This is a genomic window from Mycobacterium sp. (assembly GCF_035314905.1).
GTDB lineage: Bacteria > Actinomycetota > Actinomycetes > Mycobacteriales > Mycobacteriaceae > Mycobacterium.
In genome coordinates this window covers 1-11,768 of record NZ_DATFYW010000126.1, presented here as the reverse complement: position 1 = coordinate 11,768, position 11,768 = coordinate 1, and the positions used below count along the sequence as shown (strand labels likewise).

The window sequence follows — 11,768 nt, the reverse complement described above, 5'->3', positions numbered from 1 at the left end:
CACGGCTGTCACGTGTTCACGCCGATCCTGCGCGAGGCCGGCTACGGCGGCATCATCAACGTCGCGTCGGCCGCCGCTTTCGCCGCCGCGCCCGGAATGGCCGCCTACAACGTCAGCAAGGCCGGCGTGCTGTCGCTGTCGGAAACCCTGGCCGCCGAACTGTCCAAATGCTCAGCGCCTGGGAGCAGGGCAAGAACCTTGGCGACGTGCTCGGCCTGGAGACGGCGCTCGCGGGCAGTTGGGCGACCGAGAAGCCGGAGACCGTCCCTCTCGCCGAGGCCCGGCGGATGATCGCCGACGCGGCGGCGTTCGACCGGTTGGTCGGGTTGGGCCTGATCCGCATCGAGCACAGCCCCGAGCGCGGCGACGACGCCACGATCGTCCGGCCGAAGCTGATCGAGGCCTTCAACGAGATCCGCCAGTATGGCGTCAGCATCGACAAACTGATCGACATCCACGAGCAGGTGCTGCCCCTGGTCGACCAGATCAGCTCCATCCTGGTGAGGGCGGGCGCCGAGCACGTCGCCGACAGGATCAAACCCGGCGAGGCACTTCCCGGGGGACACCGACGTCGCCGAGTTGATCACGATGCTGGTCCGGTTCCGCACCCAGGCCGTCGCGTCGGTCGCCACGACGCTCGCCTCCTCGATCGAATCGGACATCGAGTCGGCGGCGAGCCGGATACTCACCGACTTCATCGAGAAGTCACCCGACCCCGACCCGCAGTGACGAGCCCGGGTCGCTGCGCGCTGGCGATCACTCCCACTCGATGGTGCCCGGCGGCTTGCTGGTGATGTCCAGCACGACCCGGTTGACCTCGGCAACCTCGTTGGTGATTCGGGTGGAGATGCGCTCGAGGACGTCGTAGGGCACCCGGGTCCAGTCGGCGGTCATCGCGTCCTCGCTGGACACCGGCCGAAGCACGATCGGGTGGCCGTAGGTGCGGCCATCGCCCTGCACACCCACCGAGCGAATGTCGGCAAGCAACACCACCGGGCACTGCCAGATCTGATTGTCCAGCCCGGCTGCGGTCAGCTCCTCCCGTGCGATCGCATCGGCCCGTCGCAGCGTGTCAAGCCGCTGCGCGGTGACCTCCCCGACGATGCGAATGCCCAGTCCCGGCCCCGGAAATGGTTGGCGCGCAACGATTTCCTCCGGAAGACCTAGCTCACGGCCGACGCCACGCACCTCGTCTTTGAACAGCAGCCGAAGCGGCTCGACGAGCGTGAACTTCAGATCGGCGGGCAAGCCGCCCACGTTGTGATGGCTCTTGATGTTCGCGGTGCCGCTGCCCCCGCCGGACTCCACGACGTCGGGATACAGCGTGCCCTGCACGAGGAACTTGACCTCAGACCCGCTGTCTCCCACGATGTCTCGCACCGCACCCTCGAACGCACGGATGAACTCGCGTCCGATGATCTTGCGTTTGCCTTCCGGATAGGTGACCCCCGACAGCGCCTCGAGGAACCGGTCCTTGACGTCGACGATCACCAGCCGGGCACCGGTGGCGGCGACGAAATCGCGCTCCACCTGGGCCTGTTCGCCCTCGCGCAGCAGGCCGTGGTCGACGAACACACACGTCAACCGGTCGCCGATCGCGCGTTGCACGAGCGCCGCGGCGACGGCGGAATCCACTCCCCCGGACAGCCCGCAGATCGCGCGCCCGTCACCGATGTGGCCGCGCACCTGCTCCACGAGCGTGTCGGCGATGTTGGCCGGTGTCCACGTCGAATCGATGCCCGCGAACTCGTGCAGGAACCGGCTCAGCACCTGCTGACCGTGCGGTGAGTGCAGCACCTCGGGGTGGTATTGCACACCCGCGAGCCGACGGGCCCGGTTCTCGAACGCGGCGACCGGCGAGCCGGCGCTGGTGGCCACCACGTCGAACCCGTGCGGGGCGGTGGTGACCGCGTCGCCGTGGCTCATCCACACCGGCTGGGTGCCGGGCAGGCCCGTATGGAGCTCTCCGCCGGTTACGTTCAATTCGGTGCGGCCGTACTCGCTGGTGCCGGTGCGGGCAACGCTGCCGCCGAGCGCCTGCGCCATCGCCTGGAAGCCGTAGCAGATGCCGAACACCGGCACATCGAGGTCGAACAACGCCGGATCGAGTTGCGGCGCGCCGTCGGCGTACACGCTGGCGGGGCCGCCGGACAGCACGATGGCCTGGGGGTCGCGGGCCTTGATCTCGTCGACGGTGGCCGAGTGGGGGATCACCTCCGAGTACACCCGCGCCTCGCGGACACGCCGGGCGATCAATTGCGCGTACTGCGCCCCGAAATCGACGACCAGCACGGGTCGCACGGGCGCATGCACGTCGGATTGAGGTTGGGCCACGACTTGAAAGTCTAGTGGGCTGGACGTCACAGCCTTTTCCGCAACATCCAGGCGGGAACCCAGTGCGTCACCGTCCTGCGGTTGGCTCCGTAGTCGATCGGGTAGGTCACCAGGCCCCACCACTCGCCCTGCTCGCAGATCCCCCAGCAGGTGAGCCGGCCCTCCACCACCTTGTGCATCTGCAGCCCGCGCGGATGGTAGCGGCCACCGCGGTGAGGCCGGCGGGGAAACAGCGCAGCGAGGTCGATCAGGACGCGAACCGGTGGCTCGACGGCCCGGAACGGGTCGGGAACCGGCTGCCCGCTGTAGCTGATCGGCTGCAGATCACCCACCGTTCGATCATACGTTCGAACGGTGGGGCTGAGCCCGGGGTCACCCGGCGGAACTGACCGGCTCGATCGGCAGTCGCCGCAGCGCCGCGGGGGCATCGGCGGGAACCACGGGGTGCGCGGGCGGGACCGGGTCCAGCCGCTCGTACGGCAGCCCCTGCTCCGGTCGCCGATCCGCCTCACCCTTGTTGGGCCACAGCGAGGCGGCCCGCTCGGCCTGCGCGGTGATGGAGAGCGAGGGGTTGACACCGAGGTTCGCCGAGATCGCGGCGCCGTCGACCACCGAAAGCGTCGGGTAGCCGTACACCCGGTGATACGGGTCGATGACACCCGTCTGCGGGCTGTCGCCGATCACCGCCCCGCCCAGGAAGTGCGCGGTCAGCGGGATGTTGAACAGTTCGCCCCAGGTGCCGCCGGCGACACCGTCGATCTTCTCGGCGACGCGGCGGGTGACCTCGTTGCCGATCGGGATCCAGGTCGGATTCGGTTCGCCGTGGCCCTGCTTGCTCGTCATCCGGCGCAAACCCAGCCGCGTGCGCCTGGTGAACGTCGTGATCGAGTTGTCCAGGTGCTGCATCACGAGCATGATCATCGTCCGCTCGCTCCACCGTCGGGGATTGAGCAGTCGCAGGGCGCCGCGTGGATCCTGCCGCGCCTTCTTGAGCAGCTGCTTGAAGCGCGGCACGTCGGTGCCCCCGGGGCCGGCGCCGTCGGTCATCAGGGTCTGCAGCAGGCCCATCGCGTTGGAGCCCTTGCCGTAACGCACCGGCTCGATGTGCGTGTCGGGCGTGGGGTGGATGGACGACGTGATCGCCACGCCATGGGTCAGGTGCAGATCGTCTGCGACCCTCAACCGCCCGGCGCCGACGATCGACTCGGAGTTGGTGCGGGTGACGAGGCCGAGCATCGTGGAGAGGTCGGGCAATTTGCCCTTGTCGCGCATCGTGAACAGCAGCTTCTGGGTGCCCCACGTTCCGGCGGCCAGCGCCACGTGGCTCGCGGTGAAGGTCTTGCGGCGCTTGCGCAGCCAGCGGCCCGTGACCACCGTGTGGACGCGCCACAGCCCGTCGGCACCCTGTTCGAACCCGGTGACCGTGCGCATCGGAAGCACTTCGGCGCCGGCCTTTTCGGCCAGCCCGAGGTAATTCTTCACAAGGGTGTTCTTGGCGCCGTAGCGACACCCGGTCATGCACGAGCCGCACTCGATGCAGCCGGTGCGGTCGGGCCCCACCCCGCCGAAGTACGGATCGGGCACCGTCTCACCCGGGACCTTCGTCCCGTCCGGCCCGAAGAACACCCCGACCGGTGTCGGCACGAACGTGTCTCCGACGCCGATCTCGTCGGCGACTTGCTTGATGATGCGGTCGGCGTCGGTGAAGGTCGGGTTGCGCACCACGCCGAGCATCCGCTGGGCCTGGTCGTAGTGCGGCATGAGCTCGGTGCGCCAGTCGGTGATGTGCGACCACTGGCGGTCGTTGAAGAACGGCTCCGGCGGCACGTACAGCGTGTTGGCGTAGTTCAGGGAGCCGCCGCCGACGCCCGCGCCGGCGAGGATCATGCAGTTGCGCAGCAGGTGGATGCGCTGGATGCCGTACATCCCGAGCCTCGGCGCCCACAGGAATTTGCGCAGGTTCCACGACGTCTTGGCGAACTCCTGGTCTGCGTAGCGGCGGCCCGCTTCGAGCACCCCGACGCGGTAGCCCTTCTCGGTCAGCCGCAACGCGGTGACACTGCCCCCGAATCCGGAGCCGATGATCAAAACGTCGTAGTCAGGCGCCATCGCACAAGTATGAACTTACCGGTCGGTAACTATCCAGAGAGGCTGGCCTAACTTCGCCGGGCGCAGGACCGTCAGGAGCCGACGGCCAGGCCGACCTTCTGGAATTCCTTGAGGTCGCAGTAGCCGGCCTTGGCCATCGACCGTCGCAGGCCCCCGACGAGGTTCAGTGAGCCGAACGGATCGTCGGACGGGCCGTTGAGGACCTGGCGCAGCGCCGGCCGCTCCCCGACGGCGACCTGCAGCAGGGCGCCGCGCGGCAGCGACGGGTGAGCGGCGGCGGCGGGCCAGAACCAGCCGTCGCCGAGCGCCTCCACCGATGCGGCCAGCGGCGTGCCGAGCACCACGGCATCGGCGCCGCACGCGATGGCCTTGGCGAGGTCGCCGGAGGTGTGGATGTCGCCGTCGGCCAGCACGTGCACATAGCGGCCGCCGGTCTCGTCGAGGTATTCGCGACGTGCCGCGGCGGCGTCGGCGATGGCGGTGGCCATCGGCACGCTTATCCCCAGCACCTCGTCGGTGGTCGTCGCCCCGCTGGTCGAGCCGTCGCCGACGATGACGCCGGCCGCGCCCGTGCGCATCAGGTGCAGCGCCGTGCGGTGGTCGAGCACCCCGCCGGCCACCACCGGCACGTCGAGCTCGGCGATGAACGTCTTGAGGTTCAGCGGCTCGCCGTCGCGGGCGACTCGCTCGGCCGAAACGATGGTGCCCTGGATGACCAACAGGTCGATGCCGGCTGCGAGCAGCGCCGGGGTGAGCTGCCGCGCATTCTGCGGGCTGACCCGCACCGCCGTGACCACCCCGGCGTCGCGGATCGTCGCCACCGCGGCCCCGAGCAGATTCGGATCCAGCGGCGCGGCATGCAGCTGTTGCAGCAGCCTGATCGACGCCGCCGGTTCGGGCTCCTTCTGTGCGGCCTCGATGACCTGCGCGATCTTGGCCTCGACGTCGGCGTGGCGGCCGATCAGGCCTTCGCCGTTGAGCACGCCGAGGCCGCCGAGCCGGCCCAGCTCGACCGCGAACTGCGGGGACACCAGCGCGTCCGTGGGGTGAGACACCACCGGGATCTCGAATCGGTACGCGTCGAGCTGCCAGGCCGTCGACACGTCTTTCGACGATCGGGTGCGCCGCGACGGCACGATGTTGATGTCGTCCAGCTCGTAGGTGCGGCGGGCGGTGCGGCCCATGCCGATCTCGACCATGTCGCGCACCGTCTATCTCCTCTTCCCGCGAGCGCTCATTCCACGACCGCTTCCTAGTGGGCGTAGTAGTTCGGCGCTTCGACGGTCATCGTGATGTCGTGCGGGTGGCTTTCCTTCAACCCCGCGGCCGTGATGCGGACGAATTGGGCCTGCTGCAGCGCCTCGATGGTCCGCGAGCCGGTGTAGCCCATCGCCGCCCGCAGTCCGCCGGTGAGCTGGTGGATGACGGTGGCCAGCGGACCCCGGAACGGCACCCGGCCCTCGATGCCCTCGGGGACCAGCTTGTCTTCGGAGAGCACGTCGTCTTGAAAGTACCGGTCCTTGGAGTACGACTTGCCGCCGCCACGTCCCTGCATCGCGCCGAGCGAGCCCATGCCGCGATAGCTCTTGAACTGCTTGCCGTTGACGAAGATCAGCTCGCCTGGGGCCTCCGCCGTTCCCGCCAGCAGCGAGCCGAGCATCGTGGTCGATGCCCCGGCCGCCAGCGCCTTGGCGATGTCGCCGGAGTACTGCAGGCCACCGTCGGCGATCACCGGAACTCCGCCGGGCGCGCACGCGGCGACCGCCTCGAGGATCGCGGTGATCTGCGGGGCCCCGACGCCGGCCACCACGCGTGTGGTGCAGATCGAGCCCGGCCCCACGCCCACCTTGACCGCGTCGGCGCCGGCCTCCACCAGCGCGGCGGCGCCGGCGCGGGTGGCGACGTTGCCGCCGACCACTTCGACCCGCTCGCCGATGTCGGCCTTCAGCTGGGACACCGTGTCGAGGACCTTCCGGTTGTGCGCGTGCGCGGTGTCGACGACGAGCACGTCGACGCCGGCTTCCACCAGGGTCATCGCACGCACCCATGCGTCGTCGCCGACGCCGACAGCGGCGCCGACCAGCAGCCGGCCGTCGCTGTCCTTGGTGGCCAGCGGATGCTGCTCGGTCTTGACGAAGTCCTTGACGGTGATCAGGCCGGTCAGCCGCCCGTGCCCGTCGACGATCGGCAGCTTCTCGATCTTGTTGCGGCGCAACAGGCCCAGTGCGGCGTCGGCGGTCACCCCTTCGCGCGCGGTGATCAGGGGCGCCTTTGTCATCACCTCGGAGACGTGCTTGTTCTGGTCCACCTCGAACCGCATGTCGCGGTTGGTGATGATCCCGACGAGCGCTCCGGACTTGTCGACGACGGGCAGGCCGGAGATCCGGAACCGGGCACACATCGCGTCGACCTCGCCCAGCGTGTTGTCCGGCGAACACGTCACCGGATCGGTGACCATGCCCGCCTCGGACCGCTTGACCATCTCGACCTGGCCGGCCTGCTCGGTGACGGACAGGTTGCGGTGCAGCACTCCCATGCCGCCGGCGCGGGCCATCGCGATCGCCATCCGGGCCTCTGTCACGGTGTCCATCGCGGAACTGACCAGCGGCACCTTGAGCCGGATCCTGCGGGTCAGCTGGCTGGAGGTGTCGGCCGCGGCCGGGACCAGGTCGGAAGCCGCGGGCAGCAGTAACACGTCGTCGAAGGTCAGACCCAGCATCGCGATCTTGTGCGGGTCGTCGCCACCGGTGGGCACCGCGGCGCCGAGCGCGTCGGGGACATAGGAATCCACCGCGGCACTACCTTCGACAATCGACATGGGTGGGGGCCTCCATCGGCGCGGCGCTAGGACACCATCCTATCGGCATCGACGCCGATTTCCCGGCGCCGCCGCGGGCCCCGCGGACGCGGCGGCACGCCTCGTATCCGCTGGCGCGAGACCTGTGCGGCTGCGTAATGTAGAGGCGTGCGCGACCATCTGCCACCGGGTTTGCCACCCGACCCCTTCGCCGAGGACCCGTACGACCCGTCGGCGGCACTGGATGCGATCGAGCCGGGCCAGCCGCTCGACCCGCAGGAGCGCAGCGCGGTGGAGGCCGACCTCGCCGATCTCGCGGTCTACGAGGCGCTCTTGGCGCACAAGGGAATTCGCGGTCTGGTGGTCTGCTGCGACGAGTGCCAGCAGGACCACTACCACGACTGGGACATGCTGCGTGCCAACCTCCTGCAGCTGCTGGTTGACGGCACCGTCCGGCCGCACGAGCCGGCCTATGACCCCGAACCCGACGCGTACGTGACCTGGGATTACTGCCGCGGCTATGCCGACGCCTCGCTCAATGAGGCAACCACGGATCCCGACGGCTACCGCTGACCTGAGTTCGCTGCCGGCCTGGGTGTGCTGCCTGGGCCGGCTCAGTTCCCGGCGCCGCGCTCGGCCGTGGTTGCCGGTGCCTCCGGCCCGTTTCCATACGGTCCGGGAGCGGACCCGTGTTCCTCGCCGTGGGGGGCTGCCGTCGGGGCGGGGGCACTCTCCGGGGTCTGCTGCTGGACCAGCGCGGGCGCCTGCTGCTGCGATGACGTCCCCGCCGCCGCCGTGCTCGTGTCCTCGGTGCGCGGCGTTGAGGTGACCGTGGTCGCGGTCGGCGCCGCGGTGGCCGTCGACGTCGAGGTTGTCGTCGACGGCGATGCCGACGTCGAGGGCGATGCCGACGTCGCGGGCGACGGCGGCGGGGGTGGCGGCGCCGCAACCGGGCTCGAGGTCGTCGACGGCGGCGAGCTGGTCGCCGCCGAGGCGCTCGTCGTGGTGCTGGTCTCCGACCCGGAGGTCGTCGTGGTCGCTGGTGACGACGAGGACGACGTTGAGGACGAGGGTGACGACGGGCTCGCCGACCCGGGCACCACGGCAGGCCCCTGAAGCAGCGGCGTCGACATGCCCGGCAGAATCGGCGGGGGCGCACCCGGCGTCAGCGTCGCGCCGGGGTCACGCTGGACGACCTTGACCGTCAGGCTGTTCCACTGGTTGATCAGCTCTTGCTTGCGCTGCGTGTCGGTGACGTCCTGCACGGTCGTGCTGACCGCGGCCAGCTTGTCCTGTGCCTGCTGCCACTGGCCTTGCTGGACGAGCTGTTGCACCTGCTCCAGTTCGGTCTGGGCGGCAAGCGCGACCTGGTCTCCGCGCGTGGTCGGCGACGAGCCGAACAGCGCGGTGTGCAGGCCGTACAGCGGATCGCCGGGCCCGGCGCCGTAGATGACCGCGCCGAAGCCGCCGAGGCACAACAGCGCCGCCGCGACCGCGCCGATCATCGTGATGCCGAACCGGTGGCGCGGGCCCGCTTGCTTGCCCTCGGTGAGGGCCGCTGCCCCCTCGGCGAGCGAGATCACGTGGGTGTCCGGGGCCCGGCGCACCTCATCACGCCAGCCGGCAAGCATCGACGCGACGGGATCCGTCGGCGACATCCGGGCACCGGCGGCGAGCGCGTCGAGCAGGCGATCGCTCCGCGCGACCGCTTCCAATCCGGATTCGTACTCAGGCATAGTCGCGACCTGCCTCGATGATCTCTGCCCGCAGCCGGGCCAGCGCGCGATGCTGGGCCACCCGGACCGCACCGGCCGAGCTGCCGACGGCATCAGCGGTCTCCTCGGCGCTCAACCCGACGACCACCCGCAGAATCAGGATTTCGCGCTGCTTGGCGGGCAGCAGGTTCAGCAACGCGTTCATTCGCATAGCGGAGTCCGCCTCGATGGCCATTTGCTCTGGCCCGACGTCGGCCGCGGCCCGCTCGGGAACCTCATCGGTGGGCTCGGCACGGTTGCGCACGACCGAACGGTGGGCGTCCGCCACCTTGTGGGCCGCGATGCCGTACACGAACGCCAGAAAGGGCCGCCCCTGGTCCCTGTAGCGTGGCAACGCCGTGATGGCGGCCAAGCACACCTCCTGCGCCACATCGTCAGCCGACAGACCACTTCGCTCTGCCGTCCCGATCCTTGCGCGGCAGTACCGCACCACGATTGGGCGAATGGTCTCGAGCACCTCACGGAGTGCGTCCCGATTGCCGGCTACTGCGTCAGCAACGACAGCATCGAGTCGATCTCCCGAATTTGTCATCGACGACGGCGTCCTCAACGTTACGAGCCAGGAGCTTCCCGGCGACCCAACCGACAATAACGATCCGTGCTCCGCCCGATCACGTCACCGAGACCAAACACCCCCGCCGTGTCGTACGGCCTCGGCGCTGGCGTGCACAACGGCCCGTACCTCCGCGGCGTCGCGAACGTTGCTGCCGATGTCGGCGAGCAGGCTGGCCGCCGCCCACCGAAGCGGTATCAGGCCAAGCCCGGCCGTGCTGACCAGCGCTTCGTCTGCCACCGTGCGCGCCAGGTCGACCTCACCGGCGCTGCACAACGCCGCGGCGCGCACAACGGCGGTCTTGACCCGGTGCCGTGCCGACCGCGATCCGGCAGCCAGCTCGGCCGCCTGGTCGGCGTGCCGGACCGCTTCTGCGCCCTCGCCGCCGACCATCGCCCGCTCGGCGGCGACCCACTGCCAGCGCAGCGCCAGCCGCTCGGGCAGGCCGGGCTCGTCAAGCAGTGCCCGCGCTCGTTCCAGCAACGCAGCGCACGCGGCGAAGCGCCGCAAACCCAGCGCGTCGGCCGAAAGGCCGATCAGCGCGTCGATGGCGGCCTCGCTGGTTGCGGCGTGTCGGCCGGCCAGCGCCAGGGCACGGCCGTCCCAGCGACGAGCGTCGGCATGGCCGCCCAACTGGCGCAGGAACGACCCACAGGTGCTGTGCGCCAGCGAGGCCAGCGAACCGGTGCTGACGCGCCGGCGCAGCGTAGACAGGTCGGCGTGCGCGCAGCCGTAGCGGCCCTGGCCTCCCGCGGCCACCGCCCGCAGCCACAAGTCATGCGATGTCTCGGCGGCGGGCAGCGGCCACCGACCAGGATCGTCGCCGAACGCCGCGGCAGCCAACACCGCCGATCGCTGACCGGTCATCGAAGGGCGACCGTATCAGCAACACGACGCCGCCAGATGCCGATGGAGCTTAGCAACATTCGTTAACAGTTTGTGGGCTGCGTGTTAACTCGATGTCAACTGCCTACTGAGCGCTAGAAAATGCCCGGCGACACAGCGCGATGCGAACTGCGGAAACTCTGTGCGATGGCGCGGCGCGCGTCCCCTAACACCATGTTCACCGGTGCGAAGGCATCCCAACGATGAACGTGACGTAAATTCCTTAGCTGCGGTTATGTCATTCGGCACACCCGGTAGCTATTGACTGAATTTGTTAAGCGCCCCTACCTTGTCTGCACGAGTAGTCATCGGCGACATCTCTGGAGATCGGTTCCACGACTCACCGTCCGCTTGGGCTCCAAATGGACTTGGCGAGAGGGGTTTTCCATGCCACAGCCGCAGCAGCTACCCGGACCTAACGCAGACATCTGGGACTGGCAGATGCAGGGCTTGTGCCGGGGCGTCGATTCGTCGATGTTCTTCCACCCCGACGGCGAGCGGGGCCGCGCCCGGGCGCAACGCGAGATGCGCGCCAAGGAGATGTGCAGGCGCTGCCCGGTGATCGCCCAGTGCCGCGCCCACGCACTGTCCGTCGGTGAGCCGTACGGCATTTGGGGTGGACTGTCGGAATCCGAGCGAGAGATTCTGTTGAAACGAGGCATCCGCCGCACGGCCTGACATCTGGCCACGGTGAAGGCCCATCCCGATCTCGGGATGGGCCTTCACCGTTCGGGCGGACTAGTGCACGTGCCCGTCATGCTCGTCGGAGGACTCCTCCGGCTTCTCCACCACCGCTGTCTCGGTGGTGTTGGATTACAGCCGCACCCGGCCCCCACCGCGACACGTAAATCGCTGCGACGACACGCCGAGAACACCCGCAGTGGTTTCAGTCTCGAGGCCGTTGGGGCCGGGGATGCTCCGCTTTTTCGGCTGTCTCAGTGAGCGTGGCCGTGGTGATGACCGGTGTGCTCCTCCTCCTCCGGCTTCTCCACCACCGCTGTCTCTGCCGTCAGGATGCCCAGGGCCCGACGCCGTCGACCTTCTCGATCGTGATGCGTGTCAGGTACCCGGGCGGCGCGTCAGGCGGCGGGAAATTGCCGCCTGCGCCGAACATCCCCGTGTTCAGCTCGTCGAGCAGTTCAGGTGCGCCGCCCTCCTCGCCAAACCGGACATCGGGTTAGCTCGCGCCCGCCGCGATCACCTCGTCCACCTCGAGGGCCCGGCCGGCCATCTCGGCGTGTGCCTTGTCCAGCGCGTCGGCCTGATCCTCATCGGCCTTCATCAGCGCCTCGATGTCGAAGCCGGCCATGTCGAG

Annotated in this window: 10 protein-coding genes and 3 pseudogenes; 4 read left to right on the top strand and 9 right to left on the bottom strand. The window is 69.2% G+C overall.

The annotated features are described in order from the left end of the window. Together VKG81_RS10465 and VKG81_RS10460 are read left to right on the top strand one after the other, a co-directional pair. Positions 1-165: pseudogene (locus tag VKG81_RS10465) on the top strand (SDR family NAD(P)-dependent oxidoreductase); the annotation flags it as partial. Next, a pseudogene (locus tag VKG81_RS10460) lies at positions 165-729 on the top strand (MerR family transcriptional regulator); the annotation flags it as partial. The pseudogenes VKG81_RS10465 and VKG81_RS10460, both read left to right, overlap by 1 nt. A 27-nt stretch (positions 730-756) precedes the next feature. On the opposite strand, the gene guaA reads toward VKG81_RS10460, so the two are convergent. The 5 genes from guaA to guaB form a co-directional block, all read right to left on the bottom strand. Further along, complete coding sequence (guaA, locus tag VKG81_RS10455; RefSeq protein ID WP_324395846.1) at positions 757-2,334, bottom strand: glutamine-hydrolyzing GMP synthase; 1,578 nt, start codon at positions 2,332-2,334, stop codon at positions 757-759. Positions 2,335-2,360: 26 nt separating this feature from the next. Further along, positions 2,361-2,666, bottom strand: a complete 306-nt coding sequence (locus VKG81_RS10450; protein WP_324395845.1) for a hypothetical protein — start codon at positions 2,664-2,666, stop codon at positions 2,361-2,363. Between the two features lie 40 nt (positions 2,667-2,706). Next, a complete protein-coding gene (locus tag VKG81_RS10445) occupies positions 2,707-4,443 on the bottom strand; it encodes a GMC family oxidoreductase (protein ID WP_324395844.1) in 1,737 nt (578 codons plus the stop codon). A 71-nt stretch (positions 4,444-4,514) separates the two neighbouring features. Beyond that, positions 4,515-5,642 carry a GuaB3 family IMP dehydrogenase-related protein gene (locus VKG81_RS10440; RefSeq protein ID WP_324395848.1) on the bottom strand — a complete coding sequence of 376 codons (1,128 nt, stop codon included), beginning with the start codon at positions 5,640-5,642 and terminating at the stop codon, positions 4,515-4,517. A 53-nt stretch (positions 5,643-5,695) separates the two neighbouring features. Continuing rightward, positions 5,696-7,162: an IMP dehydrogenase gene (guaB, locus tag VKG81_RS10435; RefSeq protein WP_324395847.1), complete on the bottom strand. Its 1,467-nt coding sequence runs from the start codon at positions 7,160-7,162 to the stop codon at positions 5,696-5,698. 246 nt (positions 7,163-7,408) lie between these two features. Between guaB and VKG81_RS10430 the strand changes: the two genes are divergently transcribed. Next, positions 7,409-7,813 (top strand): DUF5319 domain-containing protein, encoded by a 405-nt coding sequence (locus tag VKG81_RS10430; protein WP_324395843.1) that lies wholly within the window; start codon positions 7,409-7,411, stop codon positions 7,811-7,813. A gap of 41 nt (positions 7,814-7,854) precedes the next feature. On the opposite strand, the gene VKG81_RS10425 is transcribed toward VKG81_RS10430, so the two are convergent. The 3 genes from VKG81_RS10425 to VKG81_RS10415 form a co-directional block, all read right to left on the bottom strand. Further along, positions 7,855-8,976: an anti-sigma-D factor RsdA gene (locus VKG81_RS10425; RefSeq protein ID WP_324395842.1), complete on the bottom strand. Its 1,122-nt coding sequence runs from the start codon at positions 8,974-8,976 to the stop codon at positions 7,855-7,857. Then, positions 8,969-9,547, bottom strand: coding sequence for a sigma-70 family RNA polymerase sigma factor (locus VKG81_RS10420; RefSeq protein ID WP_324395841.1), 579 nt, complete (start codon positions 9,545-9,547; stop codon positions 8,969-8,971). Before VKG81_RS10420 ends, VKG81_RS10425 begins: the two co-directional genes overlap by 8 nt. An 84-nt stretch (positions 9,548-9,631) precedes the next feature. Beyond that, positions 9,632-10,435 (bottom strand): hypothetical protein, encoded by an 804-nt coding sequence (locus tag VKG81_RS10415; RefSeq protein ID WP_324395840.1) that lies wholly within the window; start codon positions 10,433-10,435, stop codon positions 9,632-9,634. Between the two features lie 405 nt (positions 10,436-10,840). Here VKG81_RS10415 and VKG81_RS10410 point away from each other — a divergent pair, with 405 nt between their 5' ends. Next, on the top strand, positions 10,841-11,131 hold the full coding sequence (locus VKG81_RS10410) for a WhiB family transcriptional regulator (RefSeq protein WP_324395839.1): 291 nt from the start codon (positions 10,841-10,843) through the stop codon (positions 11,129-11,131). Between the two features lie 331 nt (positions 11,132-11,462). On the opposite strand, the pseudogene VKG81_RS10405 reads toward VKG81_RS10410, so the two are convergent. Beyond that, positions 11,463-11,612 (bottom strand): annotated as a pseudogene (locus VKG81_RS10405) (PPOX class F420-dependent enzyme); the annotation flags it as partial. Between the last annotated feature and the right edge of the window lie 156 nt (positions 11,613-11,768).

Excerpts from the sequence above, each read along its gene's own strand:
- VKG81_RS10445 (WP_324395844.1), bottom strand. The coding sequence starts at position 4,443 with ATGGCGCCTGACTACGACGTTTTGATCATCGGCTCCGGATTCGGGGGC.
- VKG81_RS10440 (WP_324395848.1), bottom strand. The coding sequence starts at position 5,642 with ATGGTCGAGATCGGCATGGGCCGCACCGCCCGCCGCACCTACGAGCTG.
- guaB (WP_324395847.1), bottom strand. The coding sequence starts at position 7,162 with ATGCTGGGTCTGACCTTCGACGACGTGTTACTGCTGCCCGCGGCTTCC.
- VKG81_RS10425 (WP_324395842.1), bottom strand. The coding sequence starts at position 8,976 with ATGCCTGAGTACGAATCCGGATTGGAAGCGGTCGCGCGGAGCGATCGC.
- VKG81_RS10420 (WP_324395841.1), bottom strand. The coding sequence starts at position 9,547 with ATGACAAATTCGGGAGATCGACTCGATGCTGTCGTTGCTGACGCAGTA.
- VKG81_RS10415 (WP_324395840.1), bottom strand. The coding sequence starts at position 10,435 with ATGACCGGTCAGCGATCGGCGGTGTTGGCTGCCGCGGCGTTCGGCGAC.
- VKG81_RS10410 (WP_324395839.1), top strand. The coding sequence starts at position 10,841 with ATGCCACAGCCGCAGCAGCTACCCGGACCTAACGCAGACATCTGGGAC.